The 26,385-nt window shown below is 58.6% G+C and carries 16 protein-coding genes, 1 tRNA gene and 2 rRNA genes (1 of these 19 cut by a window edge); 10 read left to right on the forward strand and 9 right to left on the reverse strand.

Features of this window, described 5'->3' with window-relative positions:
- From AC244Q_RS22450 to AC244Q_RS22460, 3 genes are all read left to right on the forward strand, one after another.
- Positions 1–2,201: ribosomal RNA gene (locus AC244Q_RS22450) — 23S ribosomal RNA — on the forward strand (it extends 703 nt beyond the left edge of the window).
- 229 nt (positions 2,202–2,430) lie between these two features.
- Positions 2,431–2,545 (forward strand): 5S ribosomal RNA (gene rrf / locus AC244Q_RS22455).
- Between the two features lie 131 nt (positions 2,546–2,676).
- Positions 2,677–2,753 (forward strand) — tRNA-Met (locus AC244Q_RS22460).
- Between the two features lie 437 nt (positions 2,754–3,190).
- Here AC244Q_RS22460 and AC244Q_RS22465 read toward each other — a convergent pair.
- The 7 genes from AC244Q_RS22465 to AC244Q_RS22495 form a co-directional block, all read right to left on the reverse strand.
- The gene (locus tag AC244Q_RS22465) at positions 3,191–6,571 is read right to left on the reverse strand and encodes a DEAD/DEAH box helicase (RefSeq protein ID WP_128405673.1); all 3,381 of its coding nucleotides are present in this window, start codon (positions 6,569–6,571) and stop codon (positions 3,191–3,193) included.
- Positions 6,572–6,704: 133 nt separating this feature from the next.
- Positions 6,705–8,357, reverse strand: a complete 1,653-nt coding sequence (locus tag AC244Q_RS22470; RefSeq protein WP_017995620.1) for a GNAT family N-acetyltransferase — start codon at positions 8,355–8,357, stop codon at positions 6,705–6,707.
- Between the two features lie 269 nt (positions 8,358–8,626).
- Positions 8,627–9,118 (reverse strand): hypothetical protein, encoded by a 492-nt coding sequence (locus tag AC244Q_RS22475; protein ID WP_012759596.1) that lies wholly within the window; start codon positions 9,116–9,118, stop codon positions 8,627–8,629.
- Between the two features lie 119 nt (positions 9,119–9,237).
- Complete coding sequence (locus tag AC244Q_RS22480) at positions 9,238–10,587, reverse strand: HlyD family type I secretion periplasmic adaptor subunit (RefSeq protein WP_113547941.1); 1,350 nt, start codon at positions 10,585–10,587, stop codon at positions 9,238–9,240.
- A gap of 5 nt (positions 10,588–10,592) precedes the next feature.
- On the reverse strand, positions 10,593–12,890 hold the full coding sequence (locus AC244Q_RS22485) for a type I secretion system permease/ATPase (protein WP_442154793.1): 2,298 nt from the start codon (positions 12,888–12,890) through the stop codon (positions 10,593–10,595).
- Between the two features lie 25 nt (positions 12,891–12,915).
- On the reverse strand, positions 12,916–14,943 hold the full coding sequence (locus tag AC244Q_RS22490) for a hypothetical protein (protein WP_128405675.1): 2,028 nt from the start codon (positions 14,941–14,943) through the stop codon (positions 12,916–12,918).
- 142 nt (positions 14,944–15,085) lie between these two features.
- Positions 15,086–16,042: a fibrinogen-binding protein gene (locus tag AC244Q_RS22495; protein WP_128405676.1), complete on the reverse strand. Its 957-nt coding sequence runs from the start codon at positions 16,040–16,042 to the stop codon at positions 15,086–15,088.
- A gap of 842 nt (positions 16,043–16,884) precedes the next feature.
- On the opposite strand from AC244Q_RS22495, the gene AC244Q_RS22500 reads away from it, so the two are divergent.
- A complete protein-coding gene (locus tag AC244Q_RS22500; protein WP_012759601.1) occupies positions 16,885–17,667 on the forward strand; it encodes a helix-turn-helix transcriptional regulator in 783 nt (260 codons plus the stop codon).
- 19 nt (positions 17,668–17,686) lie between these two features.
- Here the strand turns inward: AC244Q_RS22500 and AC244Q_RS22505 are convergent, their stop codons facing one another.
- Entirely contained in the window at positions 17,687–18,007 is a 321-nt protein-coding gene (locus AC244Q_RS22505) for a hypothetical protein (RefSeq protein ID WP_012759602.1), read from the reverse strand.
- Between the two features lie 391 nt (positions 18,008–18,398).
- Here AC244Q_RS22505 and AC244Q_RS22510 point away from each other — a divergent pair, with 391 nt between their 5' ends.
- Genes AC244Q_RS22510 through AC244Q_RS22530 form a run of 5 tightly spaced genes read left to right on the forward strand, consistent with a single transcriptional unit; the run spans position 18,399 to position 23,803 of the window.
- Positions 18,399–19,421, forward strand: coding sequence for a UDP-glucuronic acid decarboxylase family protein (locus AC244Q_RS22510; RefSeq protein ID WP_017995624.1), 1,023 nt, complete (start codon positions 18,399–18,401; stop codon positions 19,419–19,421).
- Between the two features lies 1 nt (position 19,422).
- Positions 19,423–20,406, forward strand: coding sequence for a UDP-glucose 4-epimerase GalE (gene galE / locus AC244Q_RS22515; protein WP_128405677.1), 984 nt, complete (start codon positions 19,423–19,425; stop codon positions 20,404–20,406).
- Complete coding sequence (locus AC244Q_RS22520) at positions 20,403–22,271, forward strand: glycosyltransferase family 2 protein (protein WP_017995626.1); 1,869 nt, start codon at positions 20,403–20,405, stop codon at positions 22,269–22,271. Before galE ends, AC244Q_RS22520 begins: the two co-directional genes overlap by 4 nt.
- A gap of 38 nt (positions 22,272–22,309) precedes the next feature.
- Positions 22,310–22,831, forward strand: coding sequence for a DUF995 domain-containing protein (locus AC244Q_RS22525; RefSeq protein ID WP_113547945.1), 522 nt, complete (start codon positions 22,310–22,312; stop codon positions 22,829–22,831).
- Between the two features lie 3 nt (positions 22,832–22,834).
- Positions 22,835–23,803 carry a glycoside hydrolase family 26 protein gene (locus tag AC244Q_RS22530; RefSeq protein ID WP_012759607.1) on the forward strand — a complete coding sequence of 323 codons (969 nt, stop codon included), beginning with the start codon at positions 22,835–22,837 and terminating at the stop codon, positions 23,801–23,803.
- 78 nt (positions 23,804–23,881) lie between these two features.
- Here AC244Q_RS22530 and AC244Q_RS22535 read toward each other — a convergent pair whose 3' ends face one another.
- Complete coding sequence (locus AC244Q_RS22535; RefSeq protein ID WP_128405678.1) at positions 23,882–25,168, reverse strand: ABC transporter substrate-binding protein; 1,287 nt, start codon at positions 25,166–25,168, stop codon at positions 23,882–23,884.
- Positions 25,169–25,313: 145 nt separating this feature from the next.
- On the opposite strand from AC244Q_RS22535, the gene AC244Q_RS22540 reads away from it, so the two are divergent.
- On the forward strand, positions 25,314–26,333 hold the full coding sequence (locus AC244Q_RS22540; protein WP_128405679.1) for a LacI family DNA-binding transcriptional regulator: 1,020 nt from the start codon (positions 25,314–25,316) through the stop codon (positions 26,331–26,333).
- The last annotated feature ends 52 nt before the right edge of the window (positions 26,334–26,385 follow it).

The following is a 26,385-nucleotide window of genomic DNA, read 5'->3' on the forward strand; positions in this document are numbered from 1 at the left end:
ACCTTTTGTATAATGGGTCAACGACTTAGTGTAACAAGCAAGCTTAAGCCGGTAGGTGTAGGCGAAGCGAAAGCGAGTCTGAATAGGGCGATTTAGTTTGTTGCATTAGACCCGAAACCGAGTGATCTAGCCATGAGCAGGTTGAAGGTTGGGTAACACCAACTGGAGGACCGAACCCGCATCTGTTGCAATAGATTGGGATGACTTGTGGCTAGGGGTGAAAGGCCAATCAAACTCGGAAATAGCTGGTTCTCCGCGAAATCTATTTAGGTAGAGCGTCGAGCGAATACCCCCGGGGGTAGAGCACTGGATGGGCTATGGGGACTCACCGTCTTACTGATCCTAACCAAACTCCGAATACCGGGGAGTACTACTCGGCAGACACACGGCGGGTGCTAACGTCCGTCGTGAAAAGGGCAACAACCCTAACCTCCAGCTAAGGTCCCCAAGTCATGGCTAAGTGGGAAAGGATGTGAGGATCCCAAAACAACCAGGATGTTGGCTTAGAAGCAGCCATCATTTAAAGAAAGCGTAACAGCTCACTGGTCTAAATAAGGGTCTTTGCGCCGAAAATGTAACGGGGCTGAAGCCATGCACCGAAGCTGAGGATGTGTAGCAATACACGTGGTAGCGGAGCGTTCCGTAAGCTGATGAAGGGAGACCCGTGAGGGCTCCTGGAGGTATCGGAAGTGCGAATGTTGACATGAGTAACGATAAAGAGGGTGAGAGACCCTCTCGCCGAAAGACCAAGGGTTCCTGCTTAAAGTTAATCTGAGCAGGGTTAGCCGGCCCCTAAGGCGAGGCAGAAATGCGTAGTCGATGGGAACCACGTTAATATTCGTGGGCCTGGTGGTAGTGACGGATTGCACAAGTTGTTCATTCTTATTGGATTGGATGGGCAGCGGAGCGGTTCCAGGAAATAGCTCCACCGTATAGACCGTACCCGAAACCGACACAGGTGGTCAGGTAGAGTATACCAAGGCGCTTGAGAGAACTATGTTGAAGGAACTCGGCAAATTGCACGCGTAACTTCGGAAGAAGCGTGACCCCATGGTAGGCAACTATTATGGGGTGGCACAGACCAGGGGGTAGCGACTGTTTATCAAAAACACAGGGCTCTGCGAAGTCGCAAGACGACGTATAGGGTCTGACGCCTGCCCGGTGCTGGAAGGTTAAGAGGAGAGGTGCAAGCTTTGAATCGAAGCCCCAGTAAACGGCGGCCGTAACTATAACGGTCCTAAGGTAGCGAAATTCCTTGTCGGGTAAGTTCCGACCTGCACGAATGGCGTAACGACTTCCCCGCTGTCTCCAACATAGACTCAGTGAAATTGAATTCCCCGTGAAGATGCGGGGTTCCTGCGGTCAGACGGAAAGACCCCGTGCACCTTTACTATAGCTTTACACTGGCATTCGTGTCGGCATGTGTAGGATAGGTGGTAGGCTTTGAAGCGGGGACGCCAGTTTCCGTGGAGCCATCCTTGAAATACCACCCTTATCGTCATGGATGTCTAACCGCGGCCCGTCATCCGGGTCCGGGACAGTGTATGGTGGGTAGTTTGACTGGGGCGGTCGCCTCCGAAAGAGTAACGGAGGCGCGCGATGGTGGGCTCAGACCGGTCGGAAATCGGTCGTCGAGTGCAATGGCATAAGCCCGCCTGACTGCGAGACTGACAAGTCGAGCAGAGACGAAAGTCGGTCATAGTGATCCGGTGGTCCCGCGTGGAAGGGCCATCGCTCAACGGATAAAAGGTACGCCGGGGATAACAGGCTGATGACCCCCAAGAGTCCATATCGACGGGGTTGTTTGGCACCTCGATGTCGGCTCATCGCATCCTGGGGCTGGAGCAGGTCCCAAGGGTTTGGCTGTTCGCCAATTAAAGCGGTACGTGAGCTGGGTTCAGAACGTCGTGAGACAGTTCGGTCCCTATCTGCCGTGGGTGTAGGAATATTGACAGGATCTGTCCCTAGTACGAGAGGACCGGGATGGACATATCTCTGGTGGACCTGTTGTCCTGCCAAGGGCATAGCAGGGTAGCTACATATGGACGGGATAACCGCTGAAGGCATCTAAGCGGGAAACCCACCTGAAAACGAGTATTCCCTATCAGAGCCGTGGAAGACGACCACGTTGATAGGCCGGGTGTGGAAGTGCGGCAACGCATGAAGCTTACCGGTACTAATAGCTCGATTGGCTTGATCGTTCTCATTGACTATGCTCATCGAACTTCGTTCGATGTGCCAGACCTTTGTCCTGGCGCTGTCGCGGCTTTGCCGCTTCGCTCCGGACGGGCCGCGCCACAAGGCGCGACGGCCACTTGGCCTTGCGGAGCGCTGCTCCGACGCCCTCAAGAAGGTTCAAAGACGTGTTCAAAAAAAGAAAACAGGCTAACGCCTGCCAGCTTCTCAAAACATATAGTTGCGCTTTGCCGACCTGGTGGTTATGGCGGGGTGGCTGCACCCGTTCCCTTTCCGAACACGGCCGTGAAACGCCCCTGCGCCCATGGTACTTCGTCTTAAGACGCGGGAGAGTAGGTCGCTGCCAGGTCTGCAAAGCGCAACTTATGTAAAACAATCTTCTCATCACAAACTCTGCGGCCCATGCCGAACAAAAAGGGCCGCTCGCAAAGCGGCCTTTTGTGTTACAATACATCAGCAAATCCCACGGATTTGCGCTGGCGCGGGGTGGAGCAGCCCGGTAGCTCGTCAGGCTCATAACCTGAAGGCCGCAGGTTCAAATCCTGCCCCCGCAACCAATCCTTCCTCTCTAAAGATCAAAATGCTCCTCGTGGAGCAGCCCGCTCGGCGGGCAATCGATTCACTGGATCGATTGCTTATCCGCCTCGCCTCGTCAGGCTCATAACCTGAAGGCCGCAGGTCAAATCCTGCCCCCGCAACCAAATCCTCTTAAAGATCAGCATCTACCTTCTTATCGCTGGCGGAAAAGCTTCGCTTTCCCTGGCGATGGGAGCTCCTCGTTCGCAAAGCTCACCATAACCTGAAGGGTGAGCGGTCGATCGGGCAACGCCCGATAAAACAGTCCAGTGGACTGTTTTAAGACCCGAACGGGACAAAGCCTCAAACCGAAACCAAATTCCCAATAATACGCAAAAGCCCACCTCGTGCGGGCTTTTGCGTTTGGCCAGATGTGGTCGAGGCAAGCATCCAGGATCAGTAATCGGATTCGGATCCTTCAGTTCAATTCATTCCGGGCCAGGAATTCGGCTGCCTGTATTGTCTTCAAGGCACTCGCTGTCTCCCTGAAGTAAGGCAGGGTTTCCCAGAGGGTGCGATCGCCGACGATATAGAAGCGGCGTTTGGCGCGCGTCAGGGCAACGTTCAACAGGTTCGGCTTCGATGCGGCCCAGGCTGCAGCCCCGCTATGAGCGGCATCGGCGCCGAGCACCATGAAAACCACGTCTTCTTCCTTGCCCTGGAAGGTATGCACCGTGCCGATCCTTTCCTTCAGCCACTTCGACAGTCTTGGCGGAGCCGAGCGCGTATTTCCGTTCCAATCAACCCATGTTGCATGGGCCAGAGCCTGCTTCAGACTGTTCTTGATCTCCTTGAACGGCGAAATGATATAGAGGTCCGGCAATCCGCCGTCCCGGCGATAAGTGGCGGTGAGGAGATCGACGATGAAGTCCGTTTGTTCTGGAACGGCCTGTTTGCCTGACACCCTTCCCCTGACGTCGATCCAGGCGCTGTCGCCATAAAACGGCGGAGCGTCACCGGCCGGCCGGCGCTCTTCCAGCCCGAAGACCATCTTGTTCTGATAGGCGATCTGGTTGGCAAGGCCGAACATCGGATCGATGCAGCGCCGATGTACCCTGAGGGGGCTGCCGATCCAGAGCCCATCGGCCTCCTCGCCCGAGACCGTCGTCCCATAGCGGTTGTTGGCATCGGCCAACATCTGCACCGACGCACTGTTCGGCGAATATTGTCCTGCCGCCGTATGCGGCGAGAGAGCCGAGGTGGCGGTGATCAGCGCGCTGGGCAGCGTGAAGACCGGTTCGATCTGCTGGGGATCACCGATCACCATGACGCGCCGCGCCCGCAACAGGGCGCCGACGGCCGCCTGCGGCACCGCCTGACCAGCTTCATCGATGAAGACCCAGCCGACCGAGCCGGTGTCGAGACCGTGGAACTGCCGGGCAAAGGAGGCGAAGGTTGTCGAGACGATGGGAACGATCATGAAAAGGCTCTGCCAGATCAACGCAATGTGCTCGCCGTCGGCGGGACCGTTGTTGGAAAGCAGTTTGTTGATGGCGACGATGTTCCCTCCAAAACCTCCGCCTTTCTTGCCCACATCCGCCAGCCACGCTTCATGCAGCGTCAACGCTGCTTGCAACAATGCCGAACGCAGACCTGCCAGTTCGTCCTGATGCCACAGACCGTCAATCTGGAACTGATCGGTCTCGAGATCGGTCAGGCGCCCAGGTAGGGTGGGGTGATTGAGAATTTCCCCTAGGCGGCCAAACTCCTCCCTTTTTCTGGACCAGATTTCTCGTTGCGACCGCAGTGCCTGTTCGGCACGTCGATGTCTCCGCAAAGACTGTTCCAGCGCAGGTCTGAGGGTTTTCGTAAGGTGATGTTCGCATTCCGCCAGCGCCTTGCGCAGTTCCAGCTGTCTTCGTGCATTGGCGACGACATTGTGCCGATGCTGCCGGGCAGGGTTGGTCGACAGCACTTTCTCCCACCACGCAGGAGCGCCTCGGTCGAGCAGCAGTTCCTCCTCCTTCAGAGGAGACAACCCTTCCCTGAGGCGGAGCATGTCGGCGGCAACCATATCGCATCGGTCCTGTGCGTGTCGAAGTTCGGCCGCAGCTGCTCTGACCTTTTCAAGCGCCTCGCGGCAGAAACCATCCTGCGAAACCAGGGCGATTTCGTCATGGAGATCAGCATAGCGTGCATATTCGCCGATCTTGTCGCGAACCACCTTGTCGGCGGCCTGAAATGCCGCCGATGCTTCGGCGAAGTTTGGTCCCTTATAACCCTTTAGCCACTCCCAGATGGTCTGTGGTTTGTCGGCACCGGACCAGCCGGGCTTCGGCCTTTCGGCGATCTCCATGAAGGCGAAACGTTCCTTGAAAGCTCGGCGATTCCGGGAATTGCCGAGCGCACAGGCGATTAGCCCCCATGGGCGGTCGCCGTCCGAGAGCCTGACGACCGCCCCATTGTCCTTCTGGCAAGCGACTTTGTGCGCGATGGTCTGCAGATATTGGAAGGAAGACGTTCTCGCGACCGAGCTTCGCTTCGGAAGGTCGCGCGAAATATTCTCCACGGCGGCGTTGTTGGAGGAGGCGACAACCATTTCGAATCCTGCCAGGGCCGGGATCAGCGCCGATATCGTGGCAGTGCTCCGGTCCGCGAAAATGATGCGGCGCGGCGCGCCATCGAAGGCTTCGCGCGCCGTCTTCAAGGAGGCCAGGATGCGAGCGCGCCGAACGATATTATCTGCGAACATGTCGCGAAGCAGCGTCGTCTTTCCCGTCCCTGGCGGGCCGTTGACCGAGAACAGTCCCGTTTCCGACAGCTCGTCGATTGCCGAATTGATCGCGAACTGTTGCATCAGGCTCATGGCGTGGTGAGGTTCGCTGAGCCAGCGCCCGCGGTTGAGTTTTCCAGGATGCAAGGCCCGAACGATCGCCCGGCGTCCATCCTCCGAGTAGAGGTCGATCCGTTTCTCATGCACCAGCGGGGTGAGATATTGCCTGAGCGGCGCGGGGATATCGCCATGCGTGACGCGTATCATCGCCCGCTCGATGTCCTCGATGAAGAAGCTGTTCAAGATACCGATATCGTCTTCAGCACTGGTACTCTCATCCTCCTCGTCGTCGGCATCGAGCGCATTGCTTTCCGGCGGTGGTGGCAAGGAGATGAACTCTGATTTTTCCACCCGGTCCCGGTAACGCATTTCAACAGCGGCAATGGGTTTCTCCTGCTTCGAGGCAAAGCCGGCCCAATCGCAGAGCAATTCATGCAGCGTCAGGATTTCGGCAGCATCGATCGGCTGATCGGTCGTGTCCTCGGAGGATGAAGATCTCAGATGCCGCTGCGCCCGAAAGTTTTGAAGCAATTCCGAGAGTTGCCGCTTGCTGTCGGCAAATGCCTGGTAGCCGAGCGAGGAGAGGCCGGATTTCCGCACCCGTCCCAGAGCCCATGGCAGCGTGGAAACTGAAAATGTTTCGAACAGCGGCTGTCCCAAGGGAGAGAGCTGCAAGCTGGCAAAGCAGGTATCGCCATCGAGGTCGCTGCGTTCGGCGTCGTCATATTCGGCGGTATCGGTCGCAACGCAATCGAAGTGTCTGCGAATATCGGCAATTTCGGATTTGCTGAAAACGCCGAGGAACAGGGTAAAACCCGTGATCTGCTTCTCCTCGGGGATCGCTGGACGACTGAGTGCGGCACCGTCATCGCCGAGCGTTTTCGCATGCAACCAGAAAACACTTCGGCCTTCACCGGAGACGATACGACTGGAGAGATCGTAAGGAATGAAGAACTCGATTTTGTGCCAGAAATCGAGAATGGCCAGAAGCCGTTCCCTTTCGGCGCCGTCTGCATTCGTCTGCATGACTTCTCACTGAGGAGTTGCAAAAATAGGCTCGCGCTTCTTTTAGCAACGATCGCAGCGCAAAATCAAAGACCATGGTGACTGTGCGTCCCGGAGCTGCCGGACCGCATTTCCGCACCATGGCGAAACCACATCAATGCAGACGTGGCCGGCGTCGCTCGCTGAGCTGCCGTCCTCGGTTCCAGCGGGCGATGGTCTCCGGCACGACGTCCGTCTTGCCAGCGGCGGGCTCGGTGATCGAGCGCAGGCGTTCGAGGGCAACGCCCGCCTTGGCGGCATAATCGAGTGCGGTCGGATCGTCCGAATGCACGTCCTGGATCGCGGCGAAAACCGCCTCCGCCTCGGCCAGCCGTTTGCTCGCCGCAAGGGCGATACCACGCTTGTAATGCGCCTGGATGAGATGCGGCCCGATCTCGCCGATCTGACGGAAAGTCTCTGCGGCCTGCTCATATTGATGCAGCGCAAGTTGCGTGTCGCCAAGCCGCATTTGGATCGGTGTCGGGTCGGGTGCTTGCTCGACGAGAGCCTTGTAGGCAGTCAATGCCTCCGTCAGTTTGCCTCGGTCGAACAGCAGATTGGCGAGCCCGAATTCCGCGCCGGTATGGCCTGGCGCCGATTGCAGGACCTGGTTGAAGGCGATCTCCGCCTTGCTCCGGGCTCCATTGCGGTACATGTCGAGCGCCTGTTCATAGACGAAACGAATGCTGCGCGGGTTGAGCGCGCCATGCAGGTTCTGGCCGTTGCGGGTGCGGAACAGGGTGCAGCTGATCCGCCTTTCCTCCACCCCGAACATGTACTTATAGGGTTCGTTTCCGCGCAGGAAGTCATAGGTCTTGAAGCCCTGCTCGATCGCCCGCCGGATGCAGTAGCCATGCAGGATGAGGCCGGGAGACGGCGTCTTCCAGTTCTCGTCGCGGCCGGTGATATAGAAGAGGATGGCCTTCTTCTGCCGGTCGACGATATTCGCCAGCGCGCCGAGCGGCTGGTCGCCATACCAAAGGACCGGCACCTCGAGATTGCCGCAGTTGAAGCTGTCCATCAGCATCTCGCGCGTGGTGATGATCAGCCGCTCGGTCCGCTCTGCGCCTTTGCGGGCACTCCATTTGATCCGCCAGAGATTGAAGAGGGTGTCCAGGTCCCGATCGATGGTCTCGGGAGTTGCCATCGTGATCCTGTAAATATCGTCGCCTTCGACCTTGCGCAGGAACCGCCGGAGCTTCTGGCGCGTCTGGCTGCTCATGCGCTGCTCGAGATAGTCGTCGAAGCTTGCCGGCAGGGGGACGATGGGACAGATCGTATTGTCGATATTCTCGCTGTTCTTGGGCGAGCTGTCGCGAAACATCACCTCCGGTCCCTGCAGCGCCTCGATCATCTTCTCGCGCCGGCTGGCAGGACCGCTGAAATATTCGAGTTTCAGGTCGGTCCAGTTTTGATGTTTGATAAACGAAGCAAAGCCCGCAATGGCGTGATGCTCGTAATCCGGCCTGACGATGAAGCCGGTATAATCGGCCGCAAAATTCCCGGCCATGATGATCTCGTCATAGAAGAGCCCGGTCTTTTCGTTCAGATGCGTGATGAGGCGCAGCGGAAGGAAGGCGACATAGGGTGCTTCGGGATCGCGTTCGCGAAGGGCGAGGATGAACCAGCGGCGTCGGCGCGACAGATAGTTCTTCAGCCATATCCAGGAGAGGAAATGCTGCGCGTCTGGATCTTCCAGGAAGACCTGATCCCAGTTCTCGCGCACCGCCTCGAACCCCGCAATGGTATCGATGATATCTATGCGCATGTCCGCCCCCCAATACCCCATACGTCACTTGGGAGGTTTCATTCTAAAGGGAAACACCGATCTTCAAATAAACCGTCCGGATGATTTGAGGCGCCTAAATGGGATTAGTCCTGAGCCCGGCGCATACCCAAAATCGCAATCGGTTTGGTCAAAATCATATACAGATTCAAAGCGATAGAGCCAAACGCGTCCTGAAGGATGCCGAGCTTCAACGGACCTCGCCCGAAAGTGTGCAGCGGTTTTGAGAACATGAGTACATAAGGATTAGATCAGAGCTCGCCGGAGATCCGCGGGCTCGCATGGATGAAGGCCCAGAGCGTCCGGCTGATGGCGACGATCTCGGCGATCGACTTTTCCAGAAGGTCGAGCTCGCGCGCGTCCATCTGTTCGATCTTGCCGTAGCGGATCTGCTTGTCGTCCTCGACGAGCCGCATCAGCTGTGTGCTCGAGATCTCTCCCTTTTCGTCGAAGGAATAGATGCAGTGATTGTACTTGTTGCGTATCTTGGATTCTTTCTTCAACCGCGACATGGCTGAAAGGATCGCCTTCCGGTCGGAAGGGGAGGTCGAAGCGAGCTTGGACAGCCGTTCGATGAGATCGATCCGTGCGCGCGTGGTGTTCAGCGTCAGGAACACGACGATTGCTGCATCCTTTTCCACCCGGAGAAGATGGGCGATGATGTAGATCAGCAGGCTTTCGGTGTTCGTCCAGACATAGTTCAGGCGGCCGACCCGCAGCAGGACATCGGACATCGCCGCCATGCTTGACCCTTTCTCCCCGGAGGGAATCCATCCCTCAAGGGATGACATGTGGACATTACATCAGAACAACGCGCAAGTCCGTCATATCTACAGGTCCGCCCGTGCCGGATCGCGAGCGATCAGCGCTCCTTGAATGCCCGGGACATGCTGTCGGTGATCGGTTTGCTCAGATATTCGAAGAAGGTGCGTTCCGATGTCTGAATCAGCACTTCGGCCGGCATGCCGGGAACGGGATGGAAATTGTGCACCCGCGCAATCTCGGAATCGGGTATGCCGACGCGGACGATATAGACGTCCTTGACCGAAGCTCCCGAATTTTCCTCGATCGAATCGGCCGAGACGTAGAAGACCTTGCCCTGCAGAACAGGGGTCGTGCGCCGGTTGAGCGCCGTGAGGCGGATGGAGGCCGTTTCTCCCTCATGCAACTGGTCGATCGAGGTGCGCAATACCTGCGCTTCCAGGATCAGCGGCACGTGCGACGGCAGGATTTCCATGATCGGCTTTCCTGTCGTGATGACACCGCCGGCTGTGTGAAAATAGGAGCGCACCACCGTGCCCGACACCGGCGAACGGATAGTGGTACGTTCGAGCACGCCGGCGGCCTCGCGCATCTGTTCGCGCACACTGTCCAGATCGGTTTCGGCGGTCTCGAGTGCATCGAGTGCCGCCTGCTTGTTGGAGTTGACGGCGATGACGGCTTCCTGGCGGAATTTGGCGATCTCGGCCTCGCTCTCGTTGAGCTCGCCGTTCAGTCGAGCAATGTCGCCCATCGCATCGGCGATCGCCCGCTCGATTGCCAGCAGATCCGTCCTGCGCATATAGCCGACCTTCACCAGCCGAGCCTTGGAGTCGCGTTCCTCGGTCAGCAGCGACAGCTGCCTTTCGAAGGAATCTCTCTGGCCCCTATAGCCGGCGAACCGGAATTCCAGCGACGCGATGTTCTTCCCGATCAGATTGAGCTGCTCTTCGAGCTTGATCTGCTTGCTGTGGAAGACGACGTTCTGGCTCTGGATGATCGCGTTGATATCGGGATCGCTGGCCTCCTTCGTCACGATATTGGGAAGCTGGAGTTCACGCAGGCCCTGCGCTTCGGCACGGAGCCTTGCGACAATGGCTTCCAGGCGCAGACGGCGAAGCTGCAGCATCCGCTCGTTTGAGCGGGATGCTGTAGGATCGAGGGTCAGCAGGATATCGCCTTCCTTGACCGTATCGCCTTCGCTGACGCGCATCTCCTTGATGATGCCACCTTCCAGATGCTGGACGATCTTGTTGTTGCCGGTCGCGACGAAGCTTCCCTGCGCGATAACGGCGGAGGCGAGCGGCGCCGTCGCCGCCCAGAAGCCGAAGCCTCCGAACGAGGTGAAGAGAACCGTCAGGCCGACGATGCTGTGCATCCGGATTGAGCGCGGCACGTCGCTATACCATTCGAGCTGCACCGGACCGGCCGTCTCCTGATTTTTCCGTCCCATGTCGTTCATCCCTCGATGCGCGGTGCTTGTTGACCGTTATTGCCGTTGTTCTTGGAAAGCGCCTGCAGCACCTCGATCCTTTCCCCGAACATGGCGACAGTACCCTCCTTGAGCACGAGGATCTTGTCGACGCATTGGAGAAGGGCCGGGCGCTGGGTGATGGTGACGGTGGTGATGCCCTGCTTCTTGGCGTGTATCAGCGCCTTGGCAAGAGCTGCCTCGCCTTGTGTATCGAGGTTCGAGTTCGGCTCGTCGAGGACCACGAACTTCGGATTGCCGAAGAAGGCGCGGGCCAGCGCGATGCGCTGCTTCTGGCCGCCCGAAAGCGGAGCGCCGTCACCCGCCACAATTGTTTCGTAGCCCTGCGGGAAGCCTGCGATGAGTTCGTGCACGTCAGCGAGCACAGCGGCCTCATAGATCTGGTGATCGTCGACGTCGTCACGCATGCGGCAGATATTGGCCTTGATCGTACCGGGAAAGAGCTGCACATCCTGCGGCAGATAGCCGATGCTTTCGCCGAACTGGCGCTGGTCCCAGTTGCGCAGATCCATCAGGTCGAGGCGAACATTCCCCGATGTCGGGACGATCGAGCCGACGAGCATCTTGCCGAGCGTCGTCTTGCCGGACCCGGAATTACCGATGATCGCAAGTGATTCCCCCTTCCTGAGCGAGAACGAGATGCCGTTGAGAATGACCTTCTTCTGCGGCGGCGGCACGAAGAGAATGCGTTCGACATCCAGCCGGCCTTCGGGATTGGGAAGACGCAGGCGCGGGAAGTTCAATGGGGAGTTCAACAGCAGTCCTTTGATCCTGCCATAGGCGGCTGCCGATCGGTTGAACTGATGCCAGCCTTCGATGGCGCCTTCGATCGGCGCCAGGGCGCGTCCCGAGATGATCGAGGACGCAATCACCATGCCGCCCGTCAACTCACCGGAGAGCGACAGATGCGCACCCCAGCCCAGCAGGGTGATCTGGGTGATCATGCGGCAAGCCTTCGATATGCCGGAGAAGATGATGTTGCGGTCTTGCGCTTCGACTTGCGATTTCAGCGAGCCCGCCGTTTCCCGGCCCCACATCTTCACCGCCTCGGGGATCATCGCCATTGCGTTGATAATCTGCGAATTGCGCGACATGGAATCGAGATGGAAATTTGCCCGGCTGAGATAGCCGTTGGATTCGGCAAATTGCCGGGCGGTGAATTTCTGGTTCAGATAGGCGATCACGAAAAGCACCGCGCAGCAGACCATGATGATGATGCCGAGATGCGGATGCACGAAATAGACGACGACCACGAAGAACGGCATCAGCGGCGCATCGAGAAACGCGATCAGCGTGCCGGATGTCAAGAAGCCGCGCAAAAGCTGCAGGTCCTGCAGCGTCTGATAATCCTTGCCGCTGCCATGCAGCGACGCCCTCGCCGCGGCGCTGAGGATCGGCGCGCCGAGCTGAACTTCGAGCTCCACCGCGGTGCGCATCAGGATAAAGCGCCGCACCGTATCCATGAAGGCCTGCAGCAGCACGGCGCCGATCACGGCGATCGAGAGCATGACGAGCGTGTCGACGGAGCGGCTTGTCAGCACCCGGTCGGATATCTGGAAGAGATAAAGCGGTATCGCCAGCAGAAGGACGTTGATGGCGACCGTAAACACCATTACGACCACCATGTTGCGCCGTACCGCCACCATCCCGCGCGAGAGGCTGGCGGCGAAATTCACAGGCTCGCTGCGCTTGTGAAAACCGCCGCCGCTTCCCCCGCCCCCGCCCCCGCCGCCCCCGGGATCGGAATTCTTGCCGTTTCCGCCGCCGCCGGTGCGCAGCCGCCTGTCGTTCTCGCTGATCGGACCGCTTTCTCCTTCGATGGTCTTGCCGAAAGGCATCGTCGGGCTCGATTTAAGCTCGGTCTTCTCTGTCGGCAGTTCGGGGGCCACCCGTGCTTCGATCTGCGGCTGGGCCGGCGCTTCCGCCGGTTTTGCTGTCGCCGGGCCCTGCGCCACCGCGACAGCAGGCGCCGTTTCCACTTTAGCTTCCGGCACCGCCGTCTTTTCCGGGAGGGGCGCCTGCGTTGCGCTTGCGCGTCCGGTATCGGCAGCCTCGGTTGCTGCAGCTTCGGACGTCTGCTTGCCGCCATCGGGAGACGAAGCAGCGGCACCGCTCAGCCTGCGAAGGTTCTCGACCGCCTCGTCGATCGCCGAGATGCACAAATCGGTCATCGTCGCTTCCGAAGGGGCAGCGGAGGGAATAGTGCCCGATCTCAGATCGAGGGCGCTGCCTGCCGCAAAGATTTGTTTCGAAATCTGGTTCATCGTGGTTCCCTCGCAATACTCAAGGTCACGCGACCATGGCTTGCATTACGTCGGCGGGGTGCGTCGACGACCATGAAAAATCATTCCCGGCATTGATGACGCCGTCAGCGCAATTGCCGCCCGCCGGATCGTCGTTGTCGAGAAAGGCGATGACTTCGTTGGCGAGCCTGTCGTCGGCCGGCTGCGGCTGTGTCGTGTCATGCTCCACCAGCCCGCCCTGAATGAGGATGGCGTCTGAATAGAGCTGGCCTGCCAGATAGGTCGTCTGGCCGAAACTGTCGTAGTCGACGATTTCGGCGATGTTGACGACCGCATTGCTGCCCGTGTCGATCGTAACCGTTGCGTCGGGATTGTTTTCGAGGATGGTTGATGCCGCCAGGGTCACATCGTCGGAATCGCCGAGGATGCTGACCTGTTTTATGATCGTCATGTCGTAGAGATTGCCGGTGATATAGAGCACATTGAGGCCGGCATAGCCCTGGAAATTCATATCGAAGGACAGCCCTTCCGGCATGTCGGGATCGCGGTCCTCGATCGCCTTCTGCGTCGCGACCATGTAGTCCGGCATGGCCGCGAACGGGCTGTCCGTCCCGACATTGTGGATCGAGGCGAAATTCCAGAGCAGGTTGTTGCCGGTCTGTATGTCGGCGCCGGGATCGACGCCGTCTTCGGCCCGCACCCAGTCATTGTCGTAGAGCAGCGAGATCTGCGTGATGCTGTTGATGTCGAGCACATTGCCGCCGATGATCACCAGATCATACTGCATGCCCATCCCGAAAAAGGAGGAGAAGTTGATGGAGGTATTGCCGCCGGTCAGAACCGTGGCTTCGGATCCAGAAGTGGTGACCGTCATCGTGTCGTTGTCGGTGACGAAGTGATATTGCTCGATCCACTGTACGAAGGAGACGTCGCCGTCGATGACGCTGACGCGCCAGCTGTTCGGGAAAGTCGGCTCGACAGCATCGTTGTCGGCATGGCTCGATGCTTCGAAGGTGCTGTGTTCGAAGAGGGCGATATTCTTGGCGACCGTTCCCGCGTCATCGGCGGAATGGCCGGATGAATGCAGCGTCGAAGCAATCTCGTCGTTGTCGCTGTAGACCAAGGCTTGGGAGATCGCGTCGATCTGGTGATAGTTGCCCATCACCGCCGTGACCGAGGCGATGACGCCGGTATTGATCACCGAGGCGACGTTGACAAGGAGGTTTGCACCGGCGGTCACATCAAGGCTGTTGCCACTCGGGTCGGTCTGCTCGACGGATGTACTGCTGTCGTCTGGTTCTTCCTGGAGCTTGGCGAGACCGCGGTCGGGCAGGAAGTCGTCGAGGACAGGGATATCGGTCGTCTCCTCGCCGTTGACATAGACCGTGTCGTTCTTGGGGGCGGTGGTGCTGAAATCATGCGTCGCGTCGCCGCTGCTGGGTGAGGCCGGCCCACTGTCCTTGCTATTCTGGATATAGCTTTCGAGATCCTCGGCGATCTTCAGCGCGCCATCATAGGTATCTGTCCGGTGGAGGCTCGCAAAAGGCGTCAAGATCTCGGCCTCGGTGCTGAAATCCGCGAGCCGCTCGATGACGAAACTCGTGTCTCGAAGGGGATGGACGCCGTCCGTCATATCCAGATAATCGTCGTCGTAGAGGACGTTGACCTGGAGGACATGACTGATCGCCGAACCAGGCCCGGCAAAGACTGTCAGTTCCGGCTCATCCGTGAGCACGATATCCGTAGGATCGCCGAAATGCGGTAACGGGATGTCCTTTCCGGCAATCGCCGCCAGCTTCTCGAGGCTCTCTTCGAAGACGCGGCCGAAATGGCGCGCCGGGCCAAATTCGATTTCGTAGCTGCCGCTTTTGTAGATGATGCCCGGATCGTAGTCCTTGAGCTGGAGATCGGAAGAGAAGGCGGCGGTAAAGGCATCCTGATCCGGCAGAGCCGGTCCATCCGCGCCCGGTCCTGCACCTTCGGCATAGTTCGTACGCAACCGCATCTCGTCGGTCGTCATCTCGAAGAGACCGATGAAGTGCGCAATGATTTCCGAAATCTTCTCGATATGCATGGTTCGGCCCTCCCATTCGAGATGACGATCGGCCTTGGAGGCACCCGCCGGGAGCCGTCGTGTGGTCGTCAAATCGTTTTCAAGCAGTCAAACTGCACCGGCTAGAGCCGGTGCAGTTCGTCTTGGTCGCTGGAGGTCGGTGTCAGGTGCCGGTATCCTCGCCGACGTCGGAGACATGAGAATTGCCGCCGATGACGCTGGAGTCGACCGTATTGCTGAGCAGGTTCGCACCCTGAACGAACTCGAGGTGGAAGCCCGAATTGGCAAGGATTGCCGAAGCATCGGCCGCGCTCGAGCCAGTGGCGTCGTCGCCGGCCTTGAGATCCCAGCCTTTGCCGTCCATCTCCATGCCTTCTGCGCTGTCGGCGGTGCCGCCATTGGCATTCAGGTTGTTCTGAGCGCCTTCGTTGTCCATCTTGACGTTCCAGGCGCTATCCTGGTCAGCCAGATGGTTCGCCTGGACGGCGCTGAAGCCGCTGTCATTGCCTTCGCCGGTCAGCGAATTGTTGAGGATGCTGTCGACGTCGAGAGTGAAGGAGAAGTCGTCGCCGAGGTCGAAGGTGAGGTCGTGTCCGGCAACGCCGAGGTTGGAGTCCTTGACGTCCTCGATGACGGCGAAGTCTGTGTCCGTCTTGTTGAAGCTGTCGGAGGTGTTGTTGCTGTCGGAGACCGTCTTCGTATCCGTATCCGTCTCCGTAACGGTCTTGATATCGGTGTCGGTCACGGTTTTCGTATCGGTGTCCGTGATCGTCTTGGTGTCGGTGTCGTTGTCGCTGTACGACTTGCTGTCATAGCTCCAGTCGTAGTCGGTCTTGGTGTCGGTATCGGTGATCGTCGTGGTCTTGGTGCTCGTATCGTCGTCGGACTTGTAGCTCCAGTCATATTCGTTGTCGCGGTTGTCGCCATTGTTGGCGGCGACGTCGATCTCCGCCTTGACGTCCACGTCGACGCTATTGTCGGTATTGTCGCGATTGTCGCCATTGGCGACGACGCCGACATAACCGGTCGAATCGTCTTCGATTTCAGTCGAATTGATCGCGCTATTGGCAAAGCCGTCGGCAAGCGCCCCGACCTTTGTGATTTCGGTGTCGTCAGACATTGCATTCTCCAGAAAAAACCGGAGCAGCTTTTCGAAATCCCTCTCATCTCAAATGGGATTTTACTCGCGCTCGCTCCGATACGGTTAAGATCGGCAGATGTATTCGATACTAGTCATCTGCAGCTTCGTCGCGATTTGTTGATCAAATCGTTGGTATTGGGAACGTACGTACTCAGTACAAGGCCGCACATATCCAGCTCCGAATCCTGAAAAGGATAAGGAGTATTCAGGCTTTCTTTTCGTTGAGTTGCCCTAAATGGAAGCCATGTATCAAAAACGCATGACGATACCTGGATTTTCCAGTCGCCACTTGGACGACGATCACAGAATGCTGGAAAAAATGCGGATCCGATAGACACCAATTCGGGCTAAGGCGGATCCGCCCTGTCCGGATAGCCCGCAGATAGTCCCTGTCGTCGGAGTACTAAGATCTGTTCGGCAGCGGCGTCGGCGAGCAGCGACAATCCGGGGCTCCCGGCATTCGCTGCAGGGTTGAGGGGCACCTTTCGACGTTTCCCTGTCTCATATCCGACCCACCCTGCATGACGAAAATATGACAATTTGTACTGAAATATTACATTCAACTGAACATCTATAGTCGAAGCAAATATAGCCTTGAAGTATATATCATAGTGAAAATACAACCAAGGCATTGTATCGTATCGTTTTTCGTCCGCGAAAACTAATCACTTTGGGCCATTTCCTTCCTTCTCAATCCGTATTAACATAATTAAGAAATGTCTAAAAAATAAAGCGGTGACATCCGGGGTCGGCATTTCTTACTATCTTATACCCGCCATCGCTCCACGTTTGAGTAAAGTGTAACGCTAGGGGAGGCGTATATGTTCATGACAGGCTCAGGGATGGAGAATTCTGACCAGGGAAGAAAGTTGAGTACGTCCGGAGATACTATACTAGTGGTAGCCAAGGCGGATCTGTTTTCGGAATGCATGGTAGAAGCACTGGCAAAGAAATTTCCGAACTGTGAAGTGGCAAGCATAACGAGTACAAAGCCGATGCTGGAAAAAGATACCAGCGATTTTAAGCTTGTTTTATTCTATCATATACCCGGCCCGGAGCTTCATGAAGCGCTGCAGGCTGCCCGCGAAAACCACCCTGAAACCTCGATTGGACTTGTCGTCGAAGCGATCGATATGCTCGAGCCCTATGTCAGCCGGCTGGTAGAGGCGCGGATCATCGATGGCGTCCTGCCACTCAACCTGCGGCTCGATGTCTTTATGGCTGCAGTGGATCTGCTAATGAAGGGCGGCGAACATTTTCCGTCAGCACTTCTCAATCGCCTCACCAACAATAACGCCCAGCTGGAGCCTTCGCTCTATCAGACAAAATCGGTCGATGCGGCGCGCAGCAATGCGCTCAAGCTGAGACGCGACAGCATCTCTGCTTTGACCACCCGTGAGGTTCAGATTCTGGATCTCATATGCAAGGGCACGCAGAACAAGATCATCGCCGACAAGCTGCATCTTTCCGAAAATACCGTGAAGGTTCACGTCCGCAACATCTACAAGAAGATGAACGTCCGAAACCGCACGGAAGCTGCATCCCGCTTCTTCAATGAGCATTCCGCCGGTGAAGGCGACATGTCCGGTCGGTGGCGCAACTGATCTAACGCTTTCTTTTGCTTCAGATCGAAGGACGCGCAAAGCAACGCGACTTCTGTCCGAAGCCGCTTGGAGAGCAGATATAAGGCGCCGAGCCATGATAGGCTACGCTGCGGGCCGTTGCTGCAGTCGGGCGCTCGGCCCGATTTGCCGGATAGGCATAGGCCTTCGAGACGCGCGGTGCCTCGACCACGACGATGTTCTTTTTCGCGACGACCGCGATATCGTCATCAACGACCGCGCAAGCCGTTGGTCCGATTGCAACGAGCGCCGTTCCCCAGACGAACATCGCCAAGCGGAAACGCCGGCCTTTCAGCTGCGGTGTATCTTGTTTTTCTAACATGGCCAAAACCCCTCGCATATGGCGCTTCAGGATGCAAGACCGGCCGTGCCGTTGAGCGCGGCCAATCTCCCGCCTTCCCTCGTATATTAGCTGCATTGAGTGAAGCTTAAGCGGCGAGTGAGAGGCGTTGTTGCGGATCGGAAAATGACTAGAGTGATTAATCATTCGTTATCTTGAAGAATACTTGTGTAATTATTTTGGATACTTGGAATTTTTAAAGTTGACCTCCACGCTAATCGTCTTATCATTTGAGTAGTAATTCAGTTATCCGAAGAATAACTACAAAGTTATTAGCGTCTTGATAGGAGGGTTCACGAACATCCAGGCGGATAAGGAAGACTTGAGGCGCATAAATAAATCAAAAGACTAAATACCTGGGAAGGAGTTTGTAATGCGTAGTTTCGTTCCCAACGAAGGCTATTCTAAAGTGTCAGGCATACCGGTGCTCCAAGGGCGACGCACCGTTCTTGTGAATGGCGGGGGCGGCTTCCTCGGTTCACATCTCTGCGAAAGGCTCCTGCAGCGCGGCCACAGCGTCACATGCCTCGATAATTTTTCGACCGGCCGTCGTGCGAATGTCGCTCATCTTGCATCGAACACCCGCTTCCGCATCGTCGAGCACGATGTTAGGCAGCCCTTCGATATTGACGCGTCGCTCATCTTCAATTTCGCCTCCCCCGCCTCTCCGCCCGATTATCAACGGGATCCCGTGGGAACGCTGCTCACCAACGTGCTTGGCGCCGTCAATACCCTTGATTGCGCGCGAAAGACCGGTGCGATCGTCGTCCAATCGTCGACGTCGGAGGTCTATGGCGACCCAACCCAGAGCCCGCAGCACGAATCCTATTGCGGCAATGTTAACCCGATCGGACCGCGCGGCTGTTACGACGAAGGCAAGCGCAGCGCCGAAACGCTGTTCTTCGATTACCACAGGACTTACGGTGTCGACATCAAGGTCGGCCGCATCTTCAATACCTACGGACCGCGCATGCGCCTGGACGACGGGCGGGTGGTTTCCAATTTTATCGTGCAGGCCCTGCGCAATGCCGACCTGACGATCTATGGCGATGGTCAGCAGACCCGTTCTTTCTGCTATGTCGACGATCTCATCGAGGGTTTCCTGCGTTTTTCGGCCGCGGGCAGCGCCTGCAACGGCCCGATCAACCTCGGCAATCCAACCGAAATGTCCGTTCGGCGCCTGGCGGAAATCATCCGGGACCTGACGAACTCGCGTTCCCGGATCGTCCACCTGCCTGCGGTCACCGACGACCCTCGTCAGCGGCGGCCGGATATTTCCCGCGCCATGGCCGATCTTGGCTGGAAGCCCCGCATCGGGCTCGAAGCCGGCCTGGCTCGCACCGTCGAATATTTCGACGGACTGCTGGCCGGCACAGAGAAGGCGGAGGTCCTATGAGATGCCCCGCTACATTCTCGTCACCGGCGGCGCCGGTTTCATAGGCAGTCATATCTGCAAAGCGCTGTCGCGCGCCGGCATGATCCCGGTTACCTACGACAATCTCTCCACGGGACATGCCGACAGTGTACGCTGGGGGCCGCTCATCCGGGCTGAGCTTGCCGATGCCGCCGCGTTGCGCCGGACTCTTGCGGAGTTTTCGCCCGATTGCGTCATCCATTGTGGTGCCAATGCCTATGTCGGCGAATCCGTCGACATGCCCAGGAAATATTACCGGAATAACGTCGTCGGCAGTCTGACGTTGCTCGAGGCCTGCCTCGATCAGGAGATCGATCGGATCGTCTTTTCGAGCAGTTGCGCCACCTATGGCGTCCCCGCTTCATTGCCGATACGGGAGGAAAGCCCGCAGCATCCGGTCAATCCCTATGGGCGCACCAAGCTGATCTTCGAGATGGCGCTGGAGGACTTTGCCGCCGCCTACGGCATCCGCTTTGCCGCATTGCGTTATTTCAATGCGGCCGGAGCCGACCCTGATGGTGAGCTTGCCGAGCGCCATCAACCCGAGACCCATCTCATCCCGCGCGCCCTTCTCGCTGCCGCCGGCAGGTTGGAGCGGCTTGATATCTTCGGCACCGATTATGCAACCGAGGACGGAACCTGCGTTCGCGACTATATTCATGTCAGCGATCTCGCGCAGGCGCATCTCGCCGCCGTCAATCATCTGATGGCGGACGGCGGCTCGCTCAGCGTCAATCTCGGCTCCGGCCGGGGCACCTCGGTGCGCGAGATTCTCGAGGCGATCCGTCGCGCCAGCGGCCGCGAAGTCCCCGTGCGTTATCGCTCCCGCCGCGCCGGCGATCCGCCGATCCTCTTTGCCAATACCGCAAGGGCGAAAGCGGAACTCGGCTTCGCGCCGGTTTTCTCGGATATCGATACGATCATCCGCACTGCCGGCCCCACCTTCGGGCTGGAGATGAGGGCATGAGCAATGTTTCGCAAATCGGCCATGGCGTCAGGACCGCCAAAGCCGTCAATGCTGATGCATTCGATCTTGTTTTCACCGGCTGGAACCGTGTCGCCTATGGCTTCGGCATTCTCTGCTGGCTGACGGCACTCGGCTTTTTCTGGATCTGGTGGTGCCAGTCCGCCCATATCATTTCTTGGGCCACATTCGTGCTCGTCACCCTCGTGCTTGCCTGGATCACGCTTGTACCGGCCTATTTCATCCTGATCTTTGTCGATGCGAGGACGGTCAGCCCTCGCGCAGGGCTGCCGGAAGGGCGGGTGGCTATGGTCGTCACCAAGGCGCCGTCCGAGCCCTTTGCCGTCGTCCGCACCACTTTGCAGGCGATGCTCGACCAGATCGGCGTCGATTTCGATGTCTGGTTGGCTGACGAGGACCCTTCGGAGGAAACCAGGCGTTGGTGTGCGGCGCACGGCGTGCTGATCTCCACCCGAAAGGGTGTGGCGGAGTATCATCGCACCACCTGGCCGCGCCGGACGCGTTGCAAGGAAGGCAACCTCGCCTATTTCTACGACCACTTCGGCTATGCGCGCTACGATTTCGTCGCCCAGTTCGATGCCGACCATGTGCCGACGCCGACCTACCTCCGTGAAGTCCTGCGCCCCTTTGCCGATCCCGGCATCGGTTATGTCTCCGCTCCCAGCATCTGCGATGCCAATGCCGGGGCAAGCTGGGCGGCGCGCGGCAGGCTCTATGCCGAGGCAAGCCTGCACGGTTCGCTGCAGACGGGTTACAACAATGGCTGGGCGCCTCTTTGCATTGGTTCCCATTATGCGGTTCGCACATCAGCCCTTCGTCAGATCGGCGGCCTCGGCCCAGAACTTGCGGAAGACCATTCGACAACGCTGATGATGAATGCCGGCGGCTGGCGTGGCGTGCATGCGGTCGATGCGATCGCTCATGGCGACGGACCGGCGAGCTTCACCGATCTCGTCGTCCAGGAATTCCAGTGGTCGCGCAGCCTGGTCACCATTCTGCTGCAACATTCCCGCCGCCACATCATGCACCTGCCTTGGCGGCTGAGGTTCCAGTTCGTGTTCTCGCAGCTCTGGTACCCGCTCTTTTCCGTCTTCATGGCCATGATGTTCCTGCTGCCGGTTGCCGCGCTGCTGACGGGCCGTGTCTTCGTCAATGTCACCTATCCGGATTTCCTGCTGCATTTCGTGCCGATGTCGATCGTACTGACGCTGTTTGCCTTTTTCTGGCGGGCAACGGCAACCTTCAGGCCGCACGATGCGAAACTGCTCGGCTGGGAAGGGCTTGCCTTCATCTTTCTGCGCTGGCCGTGGTCGTTGGCCGGCAGTCTTGCCGCTGTTCGCGACTATATCTGCGGCTCCTTCGTCGATTTCCGCATCACGCCGAAGGGAAAGCAGCAGCAGCGGTCTTTGCCGCTGCGCGTCATCGCGCCCTATATCGGGCTCGCTGCCCTTTCCGCCGCTGCAATGATGTTTGCGACCGATGCCGCGGCCGCCCAGGGTTTTTATGTTTTCGCCATGATCAACCTCTCGGTCTACCTGTCGCTGACGGTGCTGATCGTCGTTCGCCATGCGGTCGAAAACGATCTGCCGCTGCTGCCGCAATCGCGCGGGCTGTGGCTTGCGACAGCCACCGGACTGGCGATTTTCGTCGCTGGCGGCACGCAGGCGGGGAGCCACGGCCTGCGCGGCCTCGAAGCTCTTTCGCACGGCCAGACGTTTGTCAGTTTCACCGAAACGCAATTTGCCGTGGCCGGCGCCGGCCTCGGCGGCGGCAAGACCAGGATCGTGAAATTCCACCTGAGATGGAATGGTTTCGGCAGAACCGGCCGAGACGAACAGGGTGCGTGAGCCGGCGGAACCGGCAGGTGTCGAGTATGGAGGATGTAATGAGTATCGGATCGAGACTATGGGGAGCAGCGCTTGCTCTCAGCCTGTGCCTGCCGGTGGCAGCGCACGGCGCCGAGGTTGCCAAAATGAAGGCGCCGACGCCGCTCAGCGCCTATGAGCTCTATCGGATCTATGGCGACAAGACCTGGACCTGGAACACCGGCGGCGGCCGTTTCTTCGATGAGGGCCGACGGTTCGTCGCCTGGAGCAATGATAAGGGGAGGCCGTCTTTCGCCGAAGGCAGATGGGTGGTCGACGATCTCGGCCAACTCTGCATGCGCGCCACCTGGACGAATGCCGAGGGCGCGGCCCGCGCCAGCACCTGTTTCGGGCATCGCAAGATCGGCAACACGATCTATCAGCGGCGCCAGCCGGACGGCAAGTGGTACGTCTTCCGCCATGCATCGGGACTCCCGGACGACGAGTTCGGCAAGCTCGTTCCCATGGACACCGTGAGCGCGAAGGCAAGCGAAGTGAAGCAGATCCTGCTGAGCCAGGAAGTAGCCCGAAAAGGAGGGTGAGCCATGAAGAAGCTGATGAAAAAAAACCTCTCGACCGCCGCGTTAGCGCTGTTGCTGTTGTGCGTCGCGGATCTGCCGGGCCGAAGCGAAGTGCAATATGCCGGCATTGCCCCGAACCCGGCGGCGGCCGTGCGGACGATCATCGATAAGCGCCCCGTCCTTCACACCGACGGCATTAAGTTCGGGGCCTACGATCCGCACGGCGATTTCGGCGCGCAGGCGAATGTCGCGACCGAAGCCCTGTTTCTGCCATGGGAGGACGTCGATCTCGAGACGTTGCGCGTCGCCGATGCCTATGCGCAGGCCAGAGGCCGCAACCTGCTGATCACCGTGGAGCCATGGTCTTGGGACGTCGATTGGCGGCTGACCTCCGCAGAGCTTCGCGCCAAGGTTCTGCGCGGTGACTATGATGTCAACATGCGTTCGATCGCGCATATGATATCTGAGCTGAAAAGCCCGGTGATCGTCCGCTGGGGACAGGAGATGGAGGACAAGTCAGGGCGGTTCTCATGGTCCGGCTGGAGCCCGCAGGACTATATCACGGCCTACAAGCGGATGATGGACATCGTCCGCCAGGAGGCGCCCAGCACCGAGCTCATGTGGTCGCCAAAGGGAGAGCCTGGCCTTGAGGCCTATTATCCCGGCGACGATTATGTCGACCTCGTTGGGCTCTCGGTCTTCGGCCTGCAGCGCTACGACGAGCTTGCCTACAATGAGCACCGAACATTCTCGGAAGCGCTGAAGCAGGGATATGATCTCGTCGCCGGCTACGGAAAGCCGATCTGGGTGGCGGAGCTGGGCTATGAAGGCGGCGACGCCTATATCAGGCCGTGGATCGAAACTGCCACACTGAAGCAGAGCGCCTTCCCGAATCTGCAGGAGGTCGTCTATTTCAACGACCGGGATGTGCATGCATGGCCGTTCGATCTTGGCCGGCCGGACTGGCGCGTGGCCGAAAACCTGGGCAACTGATAGTCCGGAAAACAGAGGCTTGAAAAACGGAGAGGCCCGCCGGGGTGTTGCGGGCCTCTCCGCATGTCGGGCGACCGATCATCCCTTGATCGTTGCCTTACCCTCTTCGATGAGCCGGGTCGCCGCATCGGCGGGCGAAATCCGTTCGAAGGCGAGTTCGTCACAAAGCGGGCGCAGCACGCGCTGGTCGAATTGGGTTGCGCCCATCGGCACCGGTGGCGGATATTCGCCGACCTGATCCTTGAGCAGATTCACGTATTTGACCGTTTCCTGCTCTGTCGGGTTGAGTTGCGGCAGGATGGCTTCGCGCACGGTAGGCGACATTGGCACGCCGCGTTCCACGCCAAGGATCTTGCCGGCTTCGGGATCGTTGACGAAGAAGCTGATAAACTTCGCGGCAGCTTCGCCATGCTTGCTCGTCGCGCCCACACTCCAGATCAGTGCCGGACGGTAATAATGGCCGGACGGACCGCCCTTCTTGTCCCGTGGCAGCATGGTGATGCCAAGCTTGTTCTTGATGATCAGTTGATATCCGACCATCTGGTTTGAATAGGCCATGCCAATCACCGATTTGCCGAGACCAAGGCAATTGGTGTCGATCGTGTTCTGATCGAGCGTCTGCACGTCGGCAGCAACGGTGCCACCCGCTTTGCGCAGTTTCTCCCAGTAGTCGAACCATTCCCTGGCATCGTCGGCCGTGAAGCCGAGCCCAACGCTTTCCCTCGCAAAGAGGCTCTTGCCGCGCTGGCGCAGCCAGGCATCGAACACGTAGGCGTAGCGCGCCGCATAGGGGCCGCCGCCCTTGCCGGAAGACTTGGCGAGTTCGACGGCGAGCTTGGCGTACTCATCCCAGGTGAGGTCGGGCGTCGGCAATGGGATGCCTGCCTTTTCGAATTCGACTGTGTCGAAGAACATCGAGAAGGAATTGAGGCCGAGGCCAACACCATAGAGCTTGCCGTCGATGGTGGTCAGTTTCAGCATGTCGGCGCCAAAGGACTGAACGTCCAGCGTGGAGGGGACGAATTCATCGAGTGGTAGGCAGGCGCCGCGCTTCGAATAGTCTGAAATTGTTCCCGGCTCGAGCTGGAAGATGTCGGCGATCGAGCGCCCGGCCATCTGCGTTGCGAGCTTCGTCCAGTAGCCGTCGCCCGAAAGCGATTCACCGACGAGAGTGACGCCAGGCGACTTCGACTGATAGAGCTTGGCAACCTCAAGCGTGCGCTTGGCGCGGTCGTTGGATCCCCACCACATGGCGCGGAGCTGTGCGTCTTCGGCAAAAGCCGGAATGGCGCTTCCGGCACCAAGGGCGAGACCGGCGGCCGCACCGGCTGAACCCATCAGAAATGAACGGCGATTGACCTGCATTGATAATCCTCCTTGTCCCAACTGCCCGCTGCCATCCTCCAACGGCATTATCGAGCACTTCGGCAATCAGATTACGCAAAAAAAATATTATTGCAAGAAGCAACCATTTTCTTGCAAATTTGCATTACTTGCATAATGTTTGCCTATGAACGACCAAAAGATCAGACGGCCGCGTCAGGCCGATATAGCTACATTGGCCGGCGTTTCCGTCTCCACGGTGTCACGCGTGCTCGCCAACGAACCTGGTATCAGCGAAACGGTGCGCCGCCAGATATTGAAGGTGGCGGCCGAGAACGGCTATCCCGTCAAGCCTGCTTCCGAAGCCGTTGCGGGGGGACTGGCACTGATTGCCAGTGACGGCGTCACCGGCACTCTCAGCGTCTTTTATGAAGCGATCGTCGACGGCCTGCGTGCCGGCGCTGCCGAAGCGGGCATGCCTTTCGAAGTCCGGTTGGTCCGCGAGGACCGAACCACCCCGGATGCCGTGCGTGACTATATGCAGACGGCAGGCGCCGAAGGCCTCTTTCTCGTCGGCATCGATCCGAACGAGACGTTGCGCGGCTGGCTGCAAACCAGCATGACACCCACGGTTCTTGTCAACGGCACCGATCCGAGGATGCAGTTCGATGGCGTTTCGCCGGCTAATTTCTTTGGCGCCTATGAGGCGACCAGCCGGCTGACAAAAGCCGGCCATCGCCGCATCCTGCATCTGAGCGGTTCTCACCGCCATACGATCCGGGAGCGCGTGCGCGGTTTCGAGGCGGCGATCGCCGCCGTCCCCGGCGCTGAGGGCCGTCTCCTGTCCCTGGCCCTTCAAGGCAGCGCCAGCCGAGAGGCGCATGAACGCACGGTAGCAGCACTTGCCGAGGATGCCGGTTTTACCGCCGCCTTCTGCATGAATGATTTCATCGCCGTCGGCGTGCTCGAAGCCGTCACCGAGGCCGGCCTGCGTGTGCCGGAGGATTTCGCGATTGTCGGCTTCGACGATCTGCCCTGCGCGCAAATGACCAATCCGCAACTTTCCACCATGCGTGTCGACCGCGCTGCCCTCGGGCGCGAGGCCGTTTCGCTGATGCTGTCTCGTTTCCGCAACAGGACGGCCTCTGCGCGCCACATCTGCCAGGCGGTCGTTCCCATTCCGGGAGGGACCGTTCCGAACGCCTAGAACAGGATGATTGAGGCCGAGGCCTAAAATCTGAATCCTGTTCTAAATTAAA

It is taken from the genome of Rhizobium sp. CB2179 (assembly GCF_057653455.1).

What these genes read in the sequence shown, in the direction of transcription:
- AC244Q_RS22535 (WP_128405678.1), bottom strand. Translation starts at nt 25,168, where the DNA reads ATGCAGGTCAATCGCCGTTCATTTCTGATGGGTTCAGCCGGTGCGGCC.
- AC244Q_RS22495 (WP_128405676.1), bottom strand. Translation starts at nt 16,042, where the DNA reads ATGTCTGACGACACCGAAATCACAAAGGTCGGGGCGCTTGCCGACGGC.
- AC244Q_RS22490 (WP_128405675.1), bottom strand. Translation starts at nt 14,943, where the DNA reads ATGCATATCGAGAAGATTTCGGAAATCATTGCGCACTTCATCGGTCTC.
- AC244Q_RS22475 (WP_012759596.1), bottom strand. Translation starts at nt 9,118, where the DNA reads ATGGCGGCGATGTCCGATGTCCTGCTGCGGGTCGGCCGCCTGAACTAT.
- AC244Q_RS22530 (WP_012759607.1), top strand. Translation starts at nt 22,835, where the DNA reads ATGAAGAAGCTGATGAAAAAAAACCTCTCGACCGCCGCGTTAGCGCTG.
- AC244Q_RS22505 (WP_012759602.1), bottom strand. Translation starts at nt 18,007, where the DNA reads ATGTTAGAAAAACAAGATACACCGCAGCTGAAAGGCCGGCGTTTCCGC.
- AC244Q_RS22540 (WP_128405679.1), top strand. Translation starts at nt 25,314, where the DNA reads ATGAACGACCAAAAGATCAGACGGCCGCGTCAGGCCGATATAGCTACA.
- AC244Q_RS22485 (WP_442154793.1), bottom strand. Translation starts at nt 12,890, where the DNA reads ATGAACCAGATTTCGAAACAAATCTTTGCGGCAGGCAGCGCCCTCGAT.
- AC244Q_RS22520 (WP_017995626.1), top strand. Translation starts at nt 20,403, where the DNA reads ATGAGCAATGTTTCGCAAATCGGCCATGGCGTCAGGACCGCCAAAGCC.
- AC244Q_RS22525 (WP_113547945.1), top strand. Translation starts at nt 22,310, where the DNA reads ATGAGTATCGGATCGAGACTATGGGGAGCAGCGCTTGCTCTCAGCCTG.
- galE (WP_128405677.1), top strand. Translation starts at nt 19,423, where the DNA reads ATGCCCCGCTACATTCTCGTCACCGGCGGCGCCGGTTTCATAGGCAGT.
- AC244Q_RS22510 (WP_017995624.1), top strand. Translation starts at nt 18,399, where the DNA reads ATGCGTAGTTTCGTTCCCAACGAAGGCTATTCTAAAGTGTCAGGCATA.
- AC244Q_RS22470 (WP_017995620.1), bottom strand. Translation starts at nt 8,357, where the DNA reads ATGCGCATAGATATCATCGATACCATTGCGGGGTTCGAGGCGGTGCGC.
- AC244Q_RS22465 (WP_128405673.1), bottom strand. Translation starts at nt 6,571, where the DNA reads ATGCAGACGAATGCAGACGGCGCCGAAAGGGAACGGCTTCTGGCCATT.
- AC244Q_RS22500 (WP_012759601.1), top strand. Translation starts at nt 16,885, where the DNA reads ATGTTCATGACAGGCTCAGGGATGGAGAATTCTGACCAGGGAAGAAAG.
- AC244Q_RS22480 (WP_113547941.1), bottom strand. Translation starts at nt 10,587, where the DNA reads ATGGGACGGAAAAATCAGGAGACGGCCGGTCCGGTGCAGCTCGAATGG.